This is a genomic window from Nonomuraea sp. NPDC003804, from assembly GCF_040610675.1.
Taxonomy (GTDB): Bacteria; Actinomycetota; Actinomycetes; order Streptosporangiales; family Streptosporangiaceae; genus Nonomuraea.
In genome coordinates, this window is the sequence record NZ_JBEXMT010000009.1 from 185,768 (window position 1) to 206,757 (window position 20,990).

General features: G+C 71.2%; 8 protein-coding genes. 4 read left to right on the forward strand and 4 right to left on the reverse strand.

What is annotated here, in order from left to right; translation table 11 throughout:
* The first annotated feature begins 7 nt into the window (after nucleotides 1-7).
* From ABZX22_RS14985 to ABZX22_RS14995, 3 genes are read left to right on the forward strand one after another with little or no spacing between them, the layout of a single operon-like run.
* A complete protein-coding gene (locus ABZX22_RS14985; RefSeq protein WP_354908711.1) occupies nucleotides 8-14,950 on the forward strand; it encodes a hypothetical protein in 14,943 nt (4,980 codons plus the stop codon).
* Nucleotides 14,951-14,955: 5 nt separating this feature from the next.
* Nucleotides 14,956-15,417 carry a hypothetical protein gene (locus ABZX22_RS14990; protein WP_354908713.1) on the forward strand — a complete coding sequence of 154 codons (462 nt, stop codon included), beginning with the start codon at nucleotides 14,956-14,958 and terminating at the stop codon, nucleotides 15,415-15,417.
* Entirely contained in the window at nucleotides 15,414-15,980 is a 567-nt protein-coding gene (locus ABZX22_RS14995) for a hypothetical protein (RefSeq protein ID WP_354908716.1), read from the forward strand. The genes ABZX22_RS14990 and ABZX22_RS14995 overlap by 4 nt, the downstream gene beginning before the upstream one ends.
* Here ABZX22_RS14995 and ABZX22_RS15000 read toward each other — a convergent pair.
* Both ABZX22_RS15000 and ABZX22_RS15005 read right to left on the reverse strand, forming a co-directional pair.
* Entirely contained in the window at nucleotides 15,977-17,254 is a 1,278-nt protein-coding gene (locus ABZX22_RS15000; RefSeq protein WP_354908718.1) for a hypothetical protein, read from the reverse strand. The two genes, ABZX22_RS14995 and ABZX22_RS15000, sit on opposite strands and share 4 nt — an antisense overlap.
* Nucleotides 17,255-17,256: 2 nt before the next feature.
* Complete coding sequence (locus ABZX22_RS15005) at nucleotides 17,257-17,673, reverse strand: hypothetical protein (RefSeq protein ID WP_354908720.1); 417 nt, start codon at nucleotides 17,671-17,673, stop codon at nucleotides 17,257-17,259.
* Between the two features lie 113 nt (nucleotides 17,674-17,786).
* Here ABZX22_RS15005 and eccB point away from each other — a divergent pair, with 113 nt between their 5' ends.
* The gene (gene eccB / locus ABZX22_RS15010; RefSeq protein ID WP_354908722.1) at nucleotides 17,787-19,220 is read left to right on the forward strand and encodes a type VII secretion protein EccB; all 1,434 of its coding nucleotides are present in this window, start codon (nucleotides 17,787-17,789) and stop codon (nucleotides 19,218-19,220) included.
* A 15-nt stretch (nucleotides 19,221-19,235) separates the two neighbouring features.
* Here eccB and ABZX22_RS15015 read toward each other — a convergent pair whose 3' ends face one another.
* Nucleotides 19,236-20,003 carry a WXG100 family type VII secretion target gene (locus ABZX22_RS15015; RefSeq protein ID WP_354908724.1) on the reverse strand — a complete coding sequence of 256 codons (768 nt, stop codon included), beginning with the start codon at nucleotides 20,001-20,003 and terminating at the stop codon, nucleotides 19,236-19,238.
* Nucleotides 20,003-20,974 carry a hypothetical protein gene (locus tag ABZX22_RS15020; protein ID WP_354908726.1) on the reverse strand — a complete coding sequence of 324 codons (972 nt, stop codon included), beginning with the start codon at nucleotides 20,972-20,974 and terminating at the stop codon, nucleotides 20,003-20,005. Before ABZX22_RS15020 ends, ABZX22_RS15015 begins: the two co-directional genes overlap by 1 nt.
* Between the last annotated feature and the right edge of the window lie 16 nt (nucleotides 20,975-20,990).

Consider the following 20,990-nt stretch of genomic DNA (forward strand, 5'->3'; position numbering starts at 1 on the left):
CGGGCACATGATGGCGGGCAAGGGCGATGTCAACAACGACGCCCGGAAGCCGGCAGGCGGCACCGGCGCGTTCGACGGCGGGATCGCCACCAAGGACGTGGAGCCGGTCTGGCGGACCGAGGCGTTGCCCGGCTGGGTGGTCCACCACCTGATCCCGCTGCTCACAGCGGGCCAGAGCTGGCCCGAGGGAAGCGAGAGCAAGCTCTGGGAACTGCGCGTCGAGTACGTCAAGCTGATGAACCTGCTCATCAGCACGCTCGACCCGACCTCCACCACGGTGCAGACCCTGAACGGCAGCCTCCAGTCGCCCGCCAAGCCGGCCATCTTCAAACGGCTGGCCAAGCTCTACGACGACAAGGCCGGCGTGGTCGCCAAGGCGCAGGAGTCCTTCTCCTACGCGAAGATGGTCGACAACTTCGCCCGCGAGACCCAGTACACCAAGTTCTCGATCAACATCGCGTTCTGGATCGCGGTGATCGCCGCGTTCATCGCCCTGATCGCCGCGGGTTTCTTCCCGCTCGCGAGCATGCTCCTGCGCAGCGTCGGGACGGCGGGGGCGAGCAGGATCGCCCTGATCATGGAGCGCCTGGCGCTGGTGGCGTCGAGGTCGGGCACGGTCGCCGCGAGCGGCCAGGTCACCAGGCTCGCCGGAGCCGGCGCGGGCAGCAGGTTCTTCAACGCGGCGCTGGCCGCCGAACTGTTCGAGGAGATCACCGAAGAGCTCTCCATCGACGTCCTCTCCCAGTACCAGCAGATCAAGATGGGCACCCGCGACTCGTGGGACTGGAAGAAGATCAAGGCGGCGGCGATCGGCGCGGGCACCGGCGCGATCGCGGGCACCAAACTCGGCGGTCCGATGTCGCGCTTCGCCAACGATCTGCCCGGCATCTCGCGGCTGAACAGGATGGCGGGCGACAACCGCGGCGTCGGCAACGCCTTCCTGCGTTTCCCCGGACGTGCGCTGAACACCGGTCTGAACAACATGGTCGCCTCACCGGCCGGCAGCGTCGTCGCCAACTACGCCGTGTACGACCAGTTCGCGCTGCCCGGCGCGGAAGGCTTCTACGGCGGTTTCCTCGGCGGCGCGGGCCGTACGAACACCTTCGGCCCGACCAGCCATAACGTCGTGAGCGCCATCGTCTCCCCGATCTCCACGCTGAGCGGCGTGATCAACGAAGCGATGGCGGCCCAGCAGAACCCGCCCGGTACGGCAGGCCTCACCGCGGGGGACTTCACCTCGCCGGCCGGACCCCGTCCCGGCTCGTCCGACGGCACAGCCGTGCCGGTGGTGACACCGCAGCAGCCAGGCGGCGACCTGTCCGGCGGGCCCCGACGTGACCGCGGCGCTCCGGTCGCCGAACCGGCCGGGCCGCAGCCCGCGCAGAAGGGGACGCGGTCCGTACCGGGACCTGACGTCGCCGGCCAGGACGCGCACCAGACGAACAGGTCGCAGCACGGCAACGACGCGAAGACGCGACAGGACACCGCCGCCGCGCAGAACCCGAACGTCCAGGACCAGTCCCAGGACCAGCCCGAGGACAACCAGGACCAGCCACGGGACCAGGACTCGCGACCGGCGACCCGGCCTGCCGCGCAGGACGCCGCCCCCGCCCCCGACCAGCGGCCCGCGCCCACGGCGGAGCAGGCCCCGGCCGAACCGTCGGCCGCGCCCGACGGCCCGCGGGACTCCACCGTCACCCCTGACCCGACCGGCACCGCGGATCCGGCGAACACCCCGGAACCGGCGAACACCCCGGAACCGGCGAACACCCCGGAACCGGCGAACACCCCTGATACGACCGGCACTCCGCATCCGATGGGCGCCGCGGAGTCGGCGAGCGCCCCCGACGCGGCCGGCGCTCCGCAGACGGCGAGTGCTCCGGAGACGGCCGCCGCTCCGGACCCGACCGGCACCCCGGAGGGCGCCCCTCGAACGCCCGACCCCAGCGGCAGCCCGCAAGACGTCGGCACGCCCGGCACCGTCACCACCACCGAGACGGTGACCGTCTCCGGCACGACACCGCAGGCCGACACGGGGCCCGCCGCCGCCCCCGCGCCGGCCCAGCAGCCCGCGGACCCCGCACCGGGCCTGGTCACCCGGCTGATCAGGACCGCGCGCCGGACCAGGGACGCCCACGCGCTCGTGAGCGGCCGTCCCATCAGGAACACCAGGTTCGTCGCCGACGGCCGCGAGAGCGGCGTGCCCCGGCTCACGGTGGCGGAGGCCAGGGCGGCGTTCGAGGCCGAGGTGCTCGCCGCCGACCTCGGCGAAACGGTCACCGGCCTGCGCTGGACCGCGCCCGACACGCTGGTGGTCGAGCTCAGCGGCCTCCCCGACCAGACGTTCACCTTCGAGGTGGGCCGCGTCTCACGCGGGCGGCTCGGCCGTACCGTGGTGAACCCGGGCAATGTCAACGAGGTGCGGCTGGCTCCGGGCGTGGCGCCCGACCAGGTGGCCAGGCTGGTGCTGCACGAGATCGTCGACACCCTGCACGCCAGGAACCACCCTCGCCAGAACCTGCTCCGCCGCCTGGTCACCCGGCCGGAGGGCCGCGACGAGTGCCTGACGGCGCGGCAGCGCGAGGAGGAGTTCCTGACCCGCCGGATCGGCGAGGTGAGCGAGGACCAGCGGGCCGACCTCGTGGCGGAGCGGAACGCCGTACGCCGGATCCTGGAGGCGCACGGCCTGAGGACGGCGCCTTCCTGGTCGGCCCCGGCCGCCCCGCCGTCGGTGGCCGACCTGGTCGGCCGGTTACGCGAGCACGACCACGCCGTCGATCCGCTCGTACGGGATCTCGACCAGGCGCTGGCGCAGCAGATCGACCGGCTCCTGGTCGTCGAGATGAACCTCCGGCTCCAGGCGATGACGGTGGCCGGCAGCATGAGCACCGACCCGTTGCTGGAGGCGGTCTCCCAGGCGAGAGCCGCCTACGAGAGCGCCCAGGCGCTCGTGCACACCGCGAGCACCCCCAACACGCGCGTCACCGAGTTCGCCAGGGCGCTGTATGCGGCCAACCAGCTCCATCAGCGGTACGAGGAGCAGGCCGACCAGGTCAGCGTGGTTCCCGCGCTCACCGGCGCGGCGCCGGAGCCGGACCTGCTCCGCCGGCAGATCGCCGCGCTGCGCGCCGCCGCCGCCGAGCTCACCGGCCCGGCGTCGCGGTCGCCGGGCACGGCGGCCGAGCGGCAGGCCGCGGCGGCCTCGGCGGTGCACGCCGCCGAGGTCTACCAGTTGCTCCTCGACGAGACGGTTCGGGCGCGCCGCATCGCGATCGGCCCGCCGGAGGTGCTCGCCGCGCAGTTGCGCCGCCTGGGCGCCACCTACGAGCAGCACTACCGCCGGGTCGCGGCGCAGGAGCAACTGGCCAGCGCCCGCGGCGCCCAGGACATCCTCGCGCTGCACGCCGACCTCCGCGGACATCTGACCGCCCGCCAGGCCACCGCCCTGACGCTGCGCGCCACCGTCGAGGCGCTCGGCGGGGTCGTCGCCGCTCAGCGCGCGACGGTACGTGCCTACAACGAGTCGGCGGGCGGGGCGTACGCCCTCGCCGCGGACGCCCTGGCCAGGAGCGACCTGGACCGCGCGCGGACGTGGCAGGCCACCGCGGCGGACCTCGGCCGGATCGGCGAGCTGCACGAGGGGGCCGAGCGGCTGGCGATCGCCGCGCGCAACGCTCTCCGGGAGCTCAACGGCCTGCTGGACGACATGATCACGGGAGTTCGCGTCGACCACGTCACGCTGGCGGCCCACGCGGACGCGGCCACCGCGGCCCTGAGGACGTATCAGGAGGCCGTCGCCGCGCTGCCGCCCGCGACACCGCCCGCTCTCCCCCGGCTGTCACAGTCGCCGTCCAGCCCGCTGGCGCAGCTCAGGAGGGAGATCCACGAGGAGGAGAGGGCGCTGGAGGTCGCCCGCCGGCACAACCTCGAGCTCGGCCTCCAGCACCGGCGCAACGCCTGGATCGCGCGGGAGGAGGCTTTCGAGGCCTTGCACAAGGCGGCCCTTCACGGCCGGACCCTGGACGACAGCGCGCCCGAACGCACTCGCCGGGCTGAGCTGGACGCCATGACCGCGTCGTCGATCGCCCAGCACCACACCCGCATGGCCGAGCGGTACGAGGCCGCCGCCGCGGCCGCCGACCACGCGCTCGAAGCCGCTTATGCCACGCTCGCCGCCCTGAACAGGGTGAACAGGCCGGACAAGCCCAAAACGCTGCAGGTCGAGTCCGCCATGTACGAGTTGAGGAGCCGGAGGGACGCCTACGAATCGGCGAGCCGGGCGGTGCTGCCGTCGGCGCACGCTCTGCTGGCGAGCTTCGCGGCGGGGCCGGTCGCCAACCTGCCCGTGCTGACCGAGCTGGTCAACGACATGCTCAGGCAGGAGGGGGTGGCCACACAGCTCACCCAGGAGGAGCTGAGGTACGCGATCCGCCAGGCCTTCCGCGGCGTGGTCTCGGAGGACGGCCTGCTCCTGCGCCTGAACGTGGCCACCGGCACGGAGCTGCGGATCAAACTGACGCTGGACGACCTCATGGAGGTGGCCAGGCCCGGCGGCACGCACTCCGAGACCATGTACGGCCGGCTGAGGCAGGGCGGCGGCAGATCGTCCGTGACCGGTCGGATGCCTCGCGGGCTCGACTTCGACCGGGACCTGATGGATGCCGTCAGGGGGGTGCTGCGGTTCCTGCCGTTCGAAACCGCCCGTCAGATCGCGGAACACGGCGTACTGAGGTTCAGGCTCGGCTGGGGCGACGGTCGCTCCGTCAACACCTCGGCCCAGGACAACTGGGTGGGCGGCAACGTCGAGGACAACCGCGGCATGGCCGCCATGTTCAGCGCCAGGGCGAGTTGGGAGGTGGAGCTGCGCACGGCGTCCGGCCACTCGGTGATGCGTGAGCTGCCCGCCGACAGCGAGTCCGCGCGGCAGAACGTGTGGATCGCGCACGCCTACCTCACCGACCCTCCGAAGCCCGTCCTCCAGCTCCCGAAGGAGGAACGGCAGCGGACTCCCTTGCCCGAACACGTCGTCACCGGCATGACCGGCCTGATCAAGCTGGCCGACGACGCGGTCAGGGCGATCGAGGAGGCCGGGCTCAGGCTCAGCCCTGTCGCCCGGAGCCAGGTCCTCACGACGTTCACCGAGGATCTGCCCAGTTACCTTGGCGAGGCCGTCAACAATCCGTCGGGGCTCCGCCGGACCATCACCGTGCACGGCCGGGCCAGGGCCACGGTGACCGTACGCACCGCCGTGCTTCCCGGGGGCACCCTCGTCGGCGGCACCGTGAGGCAACGCCAGGAGCGGCATCGGACCGGATCCTCCATCGCGGGCCAGAGCCGTTCCAACAGCCACGACAAGGGCCTCGGAGCGGACGTGGGCGCCACCACGAAGTCGCACGAGCAGCAAGCGACCCCCGAGCTCGTCGTGAAGGGCACCTTCGGCGGCAACCTGGACCGGGCGGGTTCCACGAGCACCAGCGAGACCGCGGCGTCCCTCCATCCGGGCGTGCAGGCATGGGATGGCCAAACCCAGAGCTATCTGCTGAACATGGTGCACACGGTGACGATCCAGGTGGACGGGCAGCCACCGATCACTCTCGTCTCCGACCCGAGCACCGGACTGTTCCGCATGACCGAACCGGATGCCTACCGTTACGGACTGCCGGTTGACGCCGCGGCGGAGATCGGGCGGAACGCGGACGGATCCATCGTGCTCCGCGGCGACCCCGTCAAGGTCGCCCCGCCCGGGAGAACCGGCGTGCTGCCCACCTGGCTCGGCAGCGATCCGGGACAGACCCGGGGCGCGGGCCCGGCACTGGTTCAGCAGGTCACCGGCATGCACGAGGTCCGGGCCCAGGTCGAGGACTATCTGCGCGACAAGGGCGTGTTGCCCAAGCTCAAGAACGGCATCCCCGACTACTCCATGGACCCGTGGCTCAGGGCGAGCCAGATGGCCAACGAGCAGCTCGTCGCCGAGCAGTTCTCCGCGGAACGCCTGGAGACCGGTTATGACCAGGCCGCCCAGGCGGATGGCCTGCTCATCAACCTGGTGCACCACAGGACCGGCCTCACGGCTGAGCACTACACCCTGCGCATCAAGTTGGAGCAGGACTTCGACAACGCCGTCTACGAGGGGGTGTCGACCGCCGAGCGCGTGGTGACGCTGGACATCGGCTCGGACACCTACACCTCGACCCGGAACCAGGGCACGTCGGCCGGGCTCGGGATCCACGGCGAAGCCGGGCTGAAGAACGCGCCCGGCGGATTCGGAGGGTACAGCGGCGGCGTCGACGCCGGCCGGGGCGGGTTCGGGGAGCACACCACGGGCAGCACCGTCAACCAGGTGAAGCTCATGGAGGGCCTCGGGCAGACCGCGGTCTTCCGCGTCCCGCACACCGTCCGCGTCGATCGGCTGACCGGCCCGAACCTCGTGCAGCCCGTGGCGGAGGGACAGGCCGGCGACGCGCGGGTCCTGCTTCCCGCCGACCTGCTCCCTCTCGCGCCGTCCGCGGACGGGCACCCCAGGCCGGAGAGCCCGCGTCATCCCACCTCGGAGCGGGCGTTCCGGCTGGCCACGGTCGTCCACCTCGACGTCGGCGACATCGCGACGGCCGCCGCGAACGAGCTCGCCGGGCGGCTCGACCGCGACTCCCCCGAGTTCCAGCACCTCGCGGCGTTCTTCAACGTACGCGGGCTGATCAGCCACCGCGAGGTGTTCTCCACCGGTCACCGGACCGGGGTGGACACCCGGACGTTGGCCGGGGCGGCCCGGCACCAGCCGGTCTCCCTCCACCTGAGGCGGGGCGAGTCCCGATTCCTGTCCGCCACGGACGTGCTGGTCGGCGACATCAACCTCACGCTCGGCTCCCACAGCAGCTCCGGCCGGCAGTCCAGGCCGCGCAGCGCAGGGGGCGGCCTGAACGTGCCGGTCACCACGAAGGGGGGCACCGACGAGGGCGCGGGGGTCTCATGGGGACGGACGACCGCACTCGAGCAGAAGATCATCGCCGGTCCCGAGCGGCTGGGCATCGACACGGGCAAGCAGTACGCCTTCGTGATGGACGTCACCCCCGAGCTGACCGTGGGCTCCGGCGCCGACGCGAGGACGACAGAACCGCGCAAGGGCACCGTCGTCTACCTGCTCGCCGAACGTGACGCGCTCGACCTGTACGCGAGCGGCGAGGTGCGGCTGCCCCTGCACCAGGTCGCCGACGCGGCCGAACGGCTGATGAACGGCAACCTGAAGCTCAGCCGCCGGGTCGCGGTCAGGTTCATGGACCGGTACCTGCAGGACCTGGCGCAGGCCAGGGCCGAGTCGCCGGGCCTCACCGCCGTGCCCGGTGTCCCGCTCACCTCGGAGCACAGCATGGGCAGGGCGCTCGCCGCGCTGCTCGACCTGTTCCCAGCCGACAGGCTGGTCGACCTGATGCCGCCCGGGGTGCCTCCTGGACGGCGCAGCGAAACGGACTCCGAGACCATCGAGCGCATGCTGAGCCGGACGGAGTTCCATCCCCACGTTCTGGACAACCTGCGAGCCGCCGCCCTGCGGCTGGAGAACGGCGAGGTGGCCGCCGCGCTCGCGCCGACCTACCAGGACGCCATCGGCATGAGCACCGTCAAGGGGGTGAGCCTCCATCCGGCGGACAGGCCGGGCACCGAGGTGGAGCTGCTGGACGAGATCGTGGCGGCGGTCGAGGAGGTGGCTCCGGGCACGCTCGACCAGGACACCGCCCTGTGGCGCGCGCTGACGAACGACTTCTCCGGCAACACCTGGCTCGGGAAGATCGACAGCATGCTCGACCCGGACTCGCCCCCCGCCGACTACACCGTCAGGGTCGGCAGGGACGCGGAAGCGCTCGAGATCACCGTACGGGCCGAGCTCGGTGAGGACGCGCAGTATCGGGGTGAGGTCTCCGACTACGGGCAGATCCTCCAGCTCTACACCATGCTGGAGGACAACGCCTCCGAGTCGGCAGCGTTGACCGGCAGCGCCGGATTCAAGGGGTCGGAGAGCACCGAGGCGGGCGCCGCGGGCACCGACCTCGGGCACGGCAACACGGGCGCGAGCAACATGCAGCAGACCCGGATCCAGCGGGTGGCGGCCTTCGATGGCACGAGGGCGGAGGTGCGCCAGGGCATCAGGCTCGTCGTCGAGGTGCGGCGGGTGGGCAAGGGCGAAGCCCCGCGCCGGGCCGCCCACAGACAGTTGTCCGGCACCATCGACCGGATCATCCCGCCCGGCATGGTCACGCACGCGGGCGCGGCCACCGCGCCGGCACCCGCCGTGGCCGATCCCCGGTCCTTCCCCGTGCCGGAGAACTTCGCCGTCGAGAGCACGCGGGCGCCAGGACTCGCCCAGGCCGTCGAGCAGCGCCTGAAGGCCGCGCTGGGCCTGGAGCTCACCCGCGAGGGCTCCAAGGCGCTCGCCCGGCTCCTGTCCGGCAACGGCAGGAACGCCCTTTTCGAGCGCATGACGGCCAAGGACGGGTTCATGGTGCTCGAACTGCCGATGCCGGGCGGCAGGATGGTGCGCGTCCGCGTCGGAGCGGTATTGTCCGAACCCGTGGTGATGGCCCAAGGTCACGTGAACCACGAAGTCGGCCAGGTCGACCGCAGGCAGTGGAGCACCTCGGCGAGCTCGAACCGAGCCCGGCCGCTCCCGCTCGGGATCACCGTCGGCAGCAACGACCAGAACACCTGGGTTCCCGGCGATCCCGACATCGGCATGAGCGCCGGCTACCGGGACCAGGCCGGTGACGGCTCGTCGGTCAGCGGCGGCAACCGGGACGAGACCAGCGTCTTCGAGAAGGCCCGCAGCAGTTCGGTCCGGTTCCGGGTCGACTACGACGTGCGCTTCGAGGTCTGGTCGAATCCGGCCACCGACCAGCGGCCGTCGCGGACCATCGTGGAGCGGCGCATCGCGACGGGCGACGTCGACACGGTCGTCCACGACCACGTGTTGCGGGCGCTCGCGGCGCAGGCGGAGAACCCGCGGGCGGCCGTCCCTCCCGCGGATCGACCGGCGCGGCACGTGCCCGGCCCGCCCGTGTCCCTCGCCGACCTGGGCGTCGACGACCATCACGGGCTGGCCGCCGAGCTCGCCGGGCGGCCGGGCCCCGTCCATCTCGACGCCGACGTGGCCGCTCCCCCGTACGGGCAGCTCAGGCAGGCGCAACTGGCCGCCCGCGAGCTGAACGCGGAGGTCAGGGTCACCGTTCACCTCCCGGGCGGCCCGCCCAGGACCTACCTCGCCACCCCCGACGGCCGGCTGGCGGCGGAAGAGATCGACGGAGGATTCGGACGCCGCTTCTCCGGCATGCCGTCCGCTCTGATCGCGGCGGCCGAGCAGTACGGGATCGACCTGCACGCGCTGCACGAGCGGACCAGCGCGGACGGGGACACGAGCCTCGCCGAGCAGTTGCGGCGCGAACTGACCAGGCGTGCCCTGCCCCAGCCCCCGGCACCGGCGCCGGCCTGGCCGATCAAGACCGCACCCGACGACACCGAGCAGGGGACGGACGGCGCGCACGGCTTCACCCACGGCTCGCCGATCCCCGGCTCCCGTTTCGTCGCGGACGGCCGGCCCGCCACGGAGGACGACCTCACCGTCGACGAGGCCAGAGGGTCGTTCAACGACGAGGTGCTGCCGGAGGACTTCGAGGGCGCCGACGACAGCTGGCGGATCGCCTGGAACGAAGGCGGCACCCTCACGCTGGAGTCCGACACCTTCGGGCGGCTGCACTTCCGGGTCCAGGTGGGACCGGTCGAGGGTGGATACCTCGGCAAGACGACGGCGGTGAACGTCGCGGGCACGGAGGGGGATCCGCATGTGGTGACCCTGGCTCCGCGTGTCGCCCGCGACCAGGTCGCCAGGCTCGTCCTGCACGAGATCAGCGACGTGCTCCAGCACCGGAACGCGGCCGAGCACGGGCACGCGCACACGCACGCGCCCGGGGAGTCCACCCGCGACGAATGCGTCACCGCCCGCGGCAACGAGCTTCGTTTCCTGGAGCGCAAGCAGCGGGCGGCCCTGGTGGCCGGCGACACCGCGGCCGCGGAGGACCTGGCGGGCGAGATCGCCGCGGTGCAGGGCGACCTGGCCGCGCGCACCCGCCCGTCGCAGTCCATCGATGACCTGATCAACTTCACGGACGACGGGGAGCTGGCGGCCCTGGGCGTCCGGGGCGAACCGGAGCCCCTCGGTGCGAGCGTCTCCAAGGTGACGCTGGACGACGGCTCTTCCGCGCTGCTCCTGGAGGAGAGCACCGTCCAGGGGAGGAACCGGCAACTGCTGGTGACCCGGCTGGCCCACCGCCTGGGGCTGATCGGGCCGCCCAGGGCGGCCGGTGACCGGCACATCCTCATCGACTGGACGCCCACCGGCACCGCGGCCGGCATCTTCGGCACGCGTGAAGCGGTGCTCGCCGGATACCTCGTCGCCCTGGCCGACATGACGCCGGTCGTCGGCAGACCGGCTCTGCACGTGATGCCGAGCGGCACGCCGCTGCTGGAGTTGTTCCTGCGCGAGGACGCCTCCGGCGTGCGCGACTGGGGAAGCAACCCGCTGTCCCCGTCGGACGTGCGGGCGCTGGCGGCCATGCTGGAGACCGCCCGCCCGGAGTTCGAGCAGATGGGCCTGCCGTCCGAGTTCGAGCGGATCCTGGAGAGGCACTGGGCCCTCGCCGGTGGCCCGCTCGCCAGGAACGCGGTCGGCCTGGAGAGCGTGGTGGCCGCCGCGCCGGGGCGCCAGCTGCCCCTCTTCGGAATCGGCCCGCTCAGGGCCATGGACGAGGGCTCGTCCGCCACGGGGGCGGACCTGGATCCGGCCGCCGAGGGCCAGGCCATCAACGCGGCTCGCCGCCTGCACAGCAACATCAAGCGCGGGGTCGTGTCGGAGCGGGAGTCGCCCCTGGGCGGCGTGGTCACATTCGCCGACGGGTCCCAGGCGCTCAGCGTCCCCATCTTCGAGGGCAAGGAGATCCTCGTCCGGGCACTGCTCAGGCAGGTGTTCGGCCTCGCCGGCCCGGCCGTCGAGCTCGACGAGGACGGGTACGTGTGGCGTACGTTCGGCAACGACGCGTTGCGGGCGAGCCTCGCCACCGGCGTCTCCGAGGTGATCGACGTGCCCGGGTCGGGCGGGCGCACGACCGAGGCGGTCTTCGGCGACGGCCGGCGGGCCCTGCGCCATGACTTCCTGACCCCCGCGGCGGCGGACGAGCACGAGGCCAGGCTGGAGGAGGCGCGCGAGGCACGGGGCGACCTGCCCGGCACCCATCGTGCCACCCCCTACATCCTGTACGAAGAGATCGTCAACCCACCGGAACCCACCGCCGAGTCCGAGGCCCGCCTGGCCACCCGAGCGCTGTACACGTTCCTGAGCCACGGCCGGCCGTTGGACCACGCGACGCTTCGACGGCTGCTCGACGCCAACCCGCTCCTCGTCCGGTTCGGCGAGGCCGGCGACTGGGAGTTCCGGGCCGGCGCTCCGGTCCTGTCCGCCCAGGACGTCGCCCGCCTCACCGCCGCGTTCAAGGCGCTGAGCGACTCCTTCGGCATGCTCCATCTCGGCGACCGGTACGAGCGGTTGCTGAGCATGCTGAACGAGTTCGCCGGCTTCGACGACGCCAGGCTGATCCCGCTGGCCTTCTCCGAGCACCCGACGACCGTCGAGTACCGCGCGCCCGCGTGGCGGCCGGGACCGGGTCCCGTCCTGGGCGAGCTCCTGCAGGGGGATCGACTGGCGCAGGTGAACGCGCGGAACCAGACCGACGTGCTCTCCCGGGCCGACGCCGAGCTGGTGGCACGGCCGAGCACGAAGGGGTACGTGTTCGCCCGGGTCCCCGCCGGCCTCGTCCCCAAGGACATCCGGCCCGGCGAGGAGTTCACCGTGGATACCCTTCTCGACGGCGTCGACAACGCCGACCAGGTGGGCGAGAGTCCCCATGGCACGCGGGTGACCATCCTGGCGTCCGACTACGTGCCGGTCGGAGACCTGTCGGGCAAGCCGCACCAGGCTCTGTTCAGGGCCGGCGCCCGGTTCGAGGTGACGGCGAGGCTGACCACCGACGACGGTGAGGTGCACTACTTCCTCACCCAGCAGCCCGCCCGGTCGCGAACCGGCCCGGTGGTCGCGCCGAGAATCGAGCTCACCGGCGAGCTGGCACTGGATCTGGCGGCGCATGTCCACAACGCGCTCCGTAAGACCCCGGCGGGAGTACGCTTCCCCAGCGGCGTGGACGACGACGCCGAGCGGCACATGCCCCGCCCCGTCAAGGACGCCTTCGTGGTGGAGGGCCGCTACTCGGAACGCGGCATGATGGTCGGCAGGCGGCTCCTCCGGTCCGAGGTGGTCGCGGCGACGCTGCTGTGCTCCCCCGGCCTGCCGCAGGACGCCCCGATCGTGCTCGTCGGCCCCCATGACGGGACGACGACGTTCGCGCAGGAGCTCGCCTGGTACACGGGCCGGGTCGTGCTGGCCGCGGACGGTGGCGTGGAGATCACGACGCTGGGCAACCTACGCGTCGGGGACGGCGGACAGTTCCGGATCTTCCTGCCCGCCGACAGCTCGGACACAGTCGCGGAGCAGCTCGGGACCTGGCTCGGTCCCGCGCTCGCGGCGCTGCCGAGGGCCCCGCAGACCGGTCACACAACGCCCACGCCACCCGGGCGACACGTCCAGCCCCCGCTCCTCGCCGACGTCAGGCCCGGCCAAGCGTCCAGCCCCGTCTCCGCACCGCCGCTGAGCAGCCGCCACCGAGACCTGATCTTCCAGCATCGCCGCGAAGTCTCCGCGGGCATCTGGTACCGCGACGAGAACTCCGCCGTCATGCCCACGGCCGATCCACGCCTGCTGCGGCGTTCCCCCGGCGTCATCGACGTCGCGATCGCCGGCGACGGCACCGGTTTCCTCATCGGCGACGAACGGCTCAGCGCGGCCGACCTGGCCACCATGCTCGCCCACGACCCGCGCGTGATCGCGCAGCCCGACGCCTGGATCCGCATCCTGGGCTGCGAGACGGCCCGCAACCAGGCGGTGCTCCAGGAACTGGCCGACATCACCGGCCGGTCGATCCTCGCCGGCAACAAGATCGTCTACATCGGCGCCGACCGACGCCCGCACACCGCGGCCGTGCAGAGCTACGGCTCGGACGGGCGGCCGATCTTCCCGCGCGACGACAACGGCCAGTGGCTGCAGGCCCACTCGGCCACGGCGGTGACCCCCCCGAGGCCCCTCCCCGTTCCGGGAACGCAGGCCGCTCCCCGGCGCGGCCTGCCGCAGGGCCTCGTCGATGCCGCGCTGGCCGCCGATCCGAACGAATGGGAGTTGTTCGGACAGCAGGGCAACGAGGGCATCGTGGCACACCTCACCCTGGAGGACGGCACCAAAGTCGTACGGAAGGAGATGCCCGCCCCCAAAGCCAGGGCCGAGATCCTCAGTGCGCTGGTAGGCCAGCGCTTTGGCGCCAACGTCCCCATCGTCGTCGAGCACCCGACGGACCCGACAGTGATCTTCATGGAGTACATCCACGGCGAGCACCCGGGGGAAGAGGCGAACGTGAACAACAGACGTGGCGCGATCCTGATCGAACTGCTCGACCTGGTGATCAACAACAACGACCGGCACCGGAAAAACCTCTTGCTCACGGCCGACGGCCTCGCGGGCATCGACCATGGGCTTGCCCTCAGCGTGAGCATGCCTTACGTGTTCGAGGGCGAATACCTCTTCGGCAACTTCGTCTCGTCCAGACAGTACGTAAGTGACGTGTGGATAGACAATCCGCTGACCCTGCAGGACGTGGACGTCCTCACGGACATCATGATGTCGCTGCGTCCTTACTATGAGAAGTACAACTTCCTGGACGCCTACGACCTGGCGCTGGACCGGCTGTACCACATCGGGATGCACGCCAAGGGCGAGATCTCGCTGATAGCCCCGGCGGCGCCCGCACCCACGCGGGTCCAGCGCCACTTCGGCTGGGACTTCGACGCCCACAACGAGGTCGTCGAGGACGTCACCCGGCGGCTGGCGGCCGGCGAGGACGTCGCGTCCGTCGTGCCCTACATGACACGCGACGCGATGCACGTGGACGTGGCCTTCGGGCTCGAGCTGGAGTTCGCCCACACGGACGGCACCGCGGGCTTCTGGGAGAGCGACGTGCGCCTGATGGCCCGTGAGCTGTACCAGGAGGGGCTCATCGCGAGCCCGGAAGTGTTCGGGCACCACGGCGCCCCTGACTCGATGAACGGCCTGCCGCACATGGAGTGGGAGGCGAACCGGCAGCGCCTCGCCGGCGAGTTCGTCTCCGGCATCCTCCGGGACACCGAGGGGACATGGGCGGACCTGCCCCGGATCACCGAGATCATCCGGTCCTACGGCGGCGAGATCACCACGGCCGCCGGCGGGCACATCCATGTCGGCGCCCCCAACCTCGGCACCGACGTGAGGGCGCTGCGTCGGCTGTTCACGCTCTACCACGGCTACGAGGACATCCTCTTCCGGCTGGGGCAGGATCCCAGGGAGCCTTTCGGCATGCACCGGCCCTACCGGGCGTGCATGCCCAACGACGTCCTCACCGTCACCGAGCGTACGCCCGCGGGGTTCCGGGCGCCCGGCGCCCGCGCCTCGGCCCTCAACCTGTCCAACGTCGTCGGCACGGAGAACGATCACGTCGAGTTCCGTCACAACGACGGGCATCTGGACCCCTCGATCATCCAGGCACGGATCAAGCTCGTCACCGGCATCGTGGACTACGCCCGCAACGGCGAGGAGCGCCTGCCCGCGCGGGAGGTGCTGGGCACCCACCTTGAATACGACTGGAGCCCGCGACAGGAGGCGGCCTCCTTCATCGACATGGTGAACACCCTGTTCACCCGCCAGGTCGACAAGGAACAGCTGACCGCCCTGTTCGCGATCACCCAGTGGCAGCCGGCTTCGGACGACGGACGATGGTGAGCGAGATGAGCGTACGCGTCAGGAACACATCAGCGGCTGAGGCGCCCCCGCCTCCCCCGGTACGGGCCGACGGCACGCCGTACACCTATGAGGTCATCGACGGCTGGTGGCGCTTCTACGGCGACGAGCCCGCCGAACTGATCGCGGAACTGATCCCCGGCTATTCGGGCACCCTGGCGGACCGGGAACGCTACGCGCTCGCCGCCGCGGCGCGGCTGCAGGCCGGGCTGGCGGCCGAGGGGCGCTTCGACGACTGCACCGACACGGAGCAGGCGGTGCTCCTGGCCGACCGCGCGCGACCGCCGCACGTCGGGCACTGGAGCGCGGCCGTGCCGCTGGTGCTCGTCACCACGCGTTGCCCGGCGCCGAGACCCATCGGGGAGATCGTCTGGATCGACCCCACGGACGACCTCTCCCTGCTGTCGAGCCTCGGACAGGCGGGCCTGGTCCGGGTGAGCGCAGCATGAGCACGCTCAAGGTGGTCGTCATCAGCTCCGACACGGTCATCGGCACGCTGACGCGGGACGGGGACCGGCTGGAGTACAGTTCGGCCGACGTCCGGTCGATGATCGAGACGATGGCCGACGCTCGAGGGTGGACCCTGGCCGAGGCCTTCGACCTGCTGCGCGGCTGGAGCAACGGCTACGTGGAGATCGTTCCGACGATCTCGGTGGCCAGGGTCTTCGACGGGGTCAGGGACGGCGTGCCGTACTTCCTGCCCGATCACCCACGGGAGCAGGACCCGCGGCTGGCCGACTACCTGAAGGCCGGCGCCGCCATCCTCTCGACGACGAGTCTCGACCTCGATCGGCTCGACCCGGCGCGCGGCGCGGTGGTGCCGCTCAGCTTCCGGACCGACGGCACCTGGGTCTGGACGGACACGGTCACCTACTACCTGGAGGAGCACGGCATCCGGCCGGATGAGGAGCTCTGCGCGCACATCGTCGCGCAGGGCTTCCGGTGCCCGGCGGTGGACCAGGCCACCGCCGAACGGACGCTGCGGGAGCTGCGCCGGTCCTCTTCCGGCTAACCGATCCTGCCGGAGACGGCGCCGTCCGTGTCGTCGCCCCAGACGTCGTCGTCCTCGTGGAGCCAGGTGCTGTTCTCCTTGTCCTCCGACTCGTTGGCCCCCGCCCCGGCCGTCGGCATGAACGGCATGCCGCCGCCGGTCGCGGAGGCGGACCTGGCGTTGAGGGGGAGAGCGCCCGGGCCGGTCAGCACGTTGCCGCCGACACCGACACCGGGGCCGTTGCCCGTGGAGGGGTAGGGAGTGGGGCCGTTCGGGAAGGAGGAGGGGTCCGGAGCCCAGCCGGCCGGGCGCTGGAAGTCCTCCAGGGTGGTGTTCGTCCCGCGGGTGTTCGGCAGGCCGCCGGTGTCCGGCGTCCCGGCGCCGGCGTCTGGGCCGGCGCCGTTGGTGTTCGCGCCGCTCCGGTCGGCGCCGTTCGGCCCCTTGCCGCCCGGGTCGCCGGCGTCGGGGTCGGTCCCGTCCGGGTAGCGGCCGTCAGTGCCGGAGCCGTCCCAGTCTGTCCCGGAGCCCGGGTAGCCCCCGTCGCCGCTGAGGGTGTCGCCGGGAAGGTCGGGCACGGCCGTGTCGCCGGCCGAGGTCTCGTCGATGCCGTCGGGGCCGGGGCCCTCGAGGTCGCCGCCCGGAGGGGTGAAGGAGCTCGTATCGACGTGATGGTCCCCGGGGTCCTCGGTCGTGTCCACCGGGGGGCCGGGAAGCGTAGGAGGCTTGAGGTCGGGCACGACCTTGTGGACGTTGAACGGCCACTCCTCGTAGACCTTGCGCAGGTCGTTGTTGAGCAGCCGCAGATGCTGGCCGGCCAGCTCGTCCGACGAGCCCCACTCGTACCCCGACGAGTCCATCGTGTGGTACCAGCCGGGGATGCTGTCGTCCCAGGTGTGGTCGTTGTCGCTCCACGCCTCGGACTTGTTCTCCACGAACTCCTTGTGCTCCAGCAGCCGCCTGCCGAGCGCCTCCAGCGGCAGGCCCACCGCCTTGAACTTCGCCGCCAGCTCGCGGATGGTGGCGTGCAGGGTGCGCAGCGACTGCTGCGACTCCACTGACGAGGGCCCCTCCCAGACCTTGGCCATCGCGGTCGCCCCCGACACCAGGGCCTCGTTCATCGAGGTGAGCCTGTCGGCGGCCGCCAGGTAGGACGCCGCCGTACGCTGGATGGTCGCCGGGTCGAGCATCATGATGAGGTTCTTGATCCCCGCCACGCTCCGGCCGTCGTCGTTGACGGAGAAGGGCACGCTCCCTTTGAAGCGGATCGGGTGGTCCGCCGTCACGTTCTCAGCCATCTCTAGACCCCGTTCGCCGCGTTCGCGCGCTTGTAGTTGCCCGCGCCGACGTCGATGAGCGCGAACGCGATCACGAGCTTCTCGTTGACCTCCTTGTAGACCTTGGCCAACTCCTCGTGGCTCTGCCGCAGCGCCGTGGCGAAGCTCCTGCCGCCCTCCCAGTTCTTCACGCCCTCAAGGTGATCGGCGAAGAAGTCCAGCGCCGGTCCGTGCTGCTCCACGTCAGGGTAGGAGCCCGGACCGCTGGTCGTGGCGGCCTGCTGCCCCGTCGGATCGCTGCCGTAGACCTCAGGCAGCTTCGCCCACAGAGCGTTGGCGACCTTTTCGAGCTCCATGGGACTGTATTCGACGCCGTCCCTGTCGGCCACCAGACCCGGCCAGCTCTGCTCCAAATACCAACCATTGTCGGTTGATGCCATGAAAGCCTCCCGCATGCGGTTGATCAAGGAGCCTACTCGCCCGCCATGCCTTATAAAAGTGTGATATCCATCCTCATTAAACAACTTTCGCGACCTGCGTAATATTGTCCGTCATGCAGACCCGAAAGGATCTCTACCAGGCGCACAAACTGATGACCCAGCGCCTGGGATTGGCACTACTTCAGGGTGAGCCCGATCTGCCCGAGTCGCCCATGCGGCGATACAACGTGGCGACGTTCGCCGGCATTCTCCTCCTCGTGCTGATCACGGCCGGATTCGGGATCTGGGGCATGCTCAGCCCCGGAGGAGCCACCAAGCTCAAGGAAGCGGGCCAGCTGCTCATCGAGGAGGAGACCGGCGCCTCCTTCGTCTACAACCAGAGCGAAGGCAAGCTCCAGCCGGTGGACAACTACGTCTCCGCCAGGCTCCTGCTGGACAGCCAGGAGATCAAGGTCCGTACGGTGTCGGCCGAGTCGCTGGCCGGCTTCGCCAGGGGGCGCAAGATCGGCATCTCCGGCGCGCCCGACTCGCTGCCCAAGCCCGAGAGGATGGTCACATCACCGTGGACCGTCTGCGTGGTCGAGCAGCCGGACGCGACAGGAGTGCGCCGTCCGTACGTCACACTCCTGGGCGGCATCGACGTCGGCGGCACCCCGGTGGGCGCCGACGCGCTGCTCGTCACCGACGGGCAGCAAAACTGGGTGTTGTGGAACAACTACCGCATGCTCGTCAAGAACCCGCGCCGGCTCACCGACCAGGCGCCGCGCAGAGTGCCGATCACCTGGGTGAACGCCATTCCCGCCGGTCCGGACTTCGTCGCGCTCCAGATCCCGGAGCGCGGCAGGCGGGTGACGGGGCCCGGCGGCTCGCCCGCGCGAGTGGGGCAGATCTTCACCCTGGCCGCCGTTCCGGGCGTCCAGGAGCGCTGGTACGTGCTGCTCGCCGACGGCCTCGCCCCCGTCAGCCACACGCAGGCGACGCTCCTGCTCCAGGACCCGGACACCAAGATCGCCTACGGCAGGGGCAGGGTACGCCCGATCGCCGTCGACGCCGCCACCGTCAACGCCGCCAAGATCTCGGCCCGGCGCGTCATGGGCGACGGGCTGCCGGTCACCATGCCCCGCTTCCGTACACCGACGGCCTCCGCGCCCTTGTGCGCGGTGTACGCCGACACGGCCCGAGGCTCGGTCCGGGCGCAGCTGACGACCGGCGCGACGCTGACCATCCCCAAGCCGCCGAGCAGCGGCAACCCCGACCGCGTCGACCAGGTGCTGCTGCCTCCCGGCGGTGCCGCACTGGCCGGCCGGCTCTCCGGAGAGGGACAGGCGGGCGCGATCCACGAGTACTCCCTCATCACCGACGAGGGCAAGCGGTTCCGGCTGGCCTCCGCCGACCTCGTGGGCACGCTGGGCTACGACGCCGCCCAGGTGGCGCCGGTGCCCGCGCATCTGCTCCGGCTCATTCCCGAGGGGCCGCTCCTGGACCGCGCCGCAGCGCGCGAACCCGTCGCGGAGACGTCGGCCGGGCGGCTCGCCGGCCGCTCCTGAGCCCGTCGGCCCGGCTCAGAGGCCGCCGAGGCCACCCTTCGTGTCCAGCTTGGGGGTCAGCGTGCCGCCCTCCACGTCGTAGTCGAGCGCGGAACTGCTGAACTCCGGCATGGCGCCGGACTTCAGGTTGGTGAGCTGGTTCGGGATGCCCTTCATCGTGGGGAAGGCCTTCCCGCTGGCCTCGGACAGCTGGACGGCCTGGTAGAGCAGGGTGGTGAGGAGGCCGACCGCGATGCCGTGCTTGAGCAGCACCTTCTTCACCGAACTGACGGCGACCCTGCTGACCTTGAGATCGAGCGCATGGGCGACGAAGTTGCCGTAGACGCTGTGGCGGAGAACCAGCAGTGCCATGGCGTGGAGCGACATGTATCCGGCGATGGCGACGCATATGCGCGCCCCCACGTTGTACAACTTCGCGCTCTGGTCAACGGCTTCACCCGTGGCGTTCCGCGTTGACTTGAGCGTGGCGAGAGACTGGGTGAAGTCGTTGTACGCCTGGTCGAACTGCTCGCGGGCCGCGCCCTCCCACTTGACTCCCGGGCCGCTGAGCGTGGCCTGCAACTCCTTGAGCTGCCCTTCGAGCGCGGTCAGTTCGGAGGTCAGCCCGCCGTGGTCGGTGGTGCGCCAGTTCTTGGCCGACGAGGACATCCGTCCCGGGTCGGAGACCATGAGGCCGATCATCAGGACCACGTAGGTGGCCCAGGTACGCCTGATCAGGAGTGCCGCGAACGATGCGGTGGCGACCGCCGTGTAGTAGAGGTCCTTGCCGTCCCCGTAGCTCACTACTTCTCCTTGCCGATGATCTCGGGGGCGATGTCCTCGTCGTCACCCCACACGCCTTCGTCCTCCGACAACAGCGAGCCCTGCTCCCGGTCGCGCTCGTCGCTGCTCGCGCCGCTCATCGGCATCATGGGCGCCATCGGCATGCCGCTGCCCAGGCCGCCGGGTGTGCCCAGGCCCCCCTGCCCCCGCAGACCGGCGCCGGCGCCGGCGCCACCGTCGGAGCCCGCGCCGCTGCCGGTCGGCGAGCCGAATGTGGTTCCCTGGCGCGTGCTCAGATCGGTCAGGTTCGGGTTCGGTACCCCGTTGAGCTGCTGCGTCCTGGGATCGAACGAGGACAGGCCGGTCTTGTCCTGCGGCTCGTTGAGCGCCGAGTCGATGTCGGGGACCTTCATGTTCGGGTCGTTGCCGCCGGGCAGGCCGGAATCCGGCCGGTCGACCCCGGGCAGATCGGCGCCCGGCACGTCGGTCGTGGGCCGGTCGGTGCTCGGCAGGTCGCCGCCCGGCAGGTCGCCGCCCGGACGGTCCGTGCCGGGCAGGTCCGTACCGGGGAGATCCGTGTCCGGCAGGTCGCCGCCGGGCACGTCGCCGCCCGGCAGGTTCGGGTCCGGCACGGTGGGCATCTTCGGGGTCGGGACACCTCCGGCGCCCGAGTCGGTCTCCTCCTCGTTGCGCCACATGCCGTAGTCCGACGACTCGGCCTCGTGGTAGTTGGCGTCGGCCTTCTTCAGCGCGGTCTGCCAGCTCTGCAGCGCCTTCTTGCCTCTTTCCAGGGCTGCGGACTGGGCCGCGATCGCCTTGTCGTGGGCTCTGGTGATCCCGATGCCGATCGTCCCGAAGCTGGGAAACGGGACACCCATGTGGCTGGACTTGGCCCGCAGCCCGTCGATGAGTGCCGCCTGGCCGTTGATCTTGCCGCTGGCCGCGTCGAGTTCTCCTACCTTGAAGGAGATGCCCGACGAGCGCTGCGGCATCTGGATGCTCGTCGGG

Excerpts from the sequence above, each read along its gene's own strand:
- ABZX22_RS14985 (WP_354908711.1), top strand. The coding sequence starts at position 8 with ATGATGGCGGGCAAGGGCGATGTCAACAACGACGCCCGGAAGCCGGCA.
- ABZX22_RS14990 (WP_354908713.1), top strand. The coding sequence starts at position 14,956 with ATGAGCGTACGCGTCAGGAACACATCAGCGGCTGAGGCGCCCCCGCCT.
- ABZX22_RS14995 (WP_354908716.1), top strand. The coding sequence starts at position 15,414 with ATGAGCACGCTCAAGGTGGTCGTCATCAGCTCCGACACGGTCATCGGC.
- ABZX22_RS15000 (WP_354908718.1), bottom strand. The coding sequence starts at position 17,254 with ATGGCTGAGAACGTGACGGCGGACCACCCGATCCGCTTCAAAGGGAGC.
- ABZX22_RS15005 (WP_354908720.1), bottom strand. The coding sequence starts at position 17,673 with ATGGCATCAACCGACAATGGTTGGTATTTGGAGCAGAGCTGGCCGGGT.
- eccB (WP_354908722.1), top strand. The coding sequence starts at position 17,787 with ATGCAGACCCGAAAGGATCTCTACCAGGCGCACAAACTGATGACCCAG.
- ABZX22_RS15020 (WP_354908726.1), bottom strand. The coding sequence starts at position 20,974 with ATGCCGCAGCGCTCGTCGGGCATCTCCTTCAAGGTAGGAGAACTCGAC.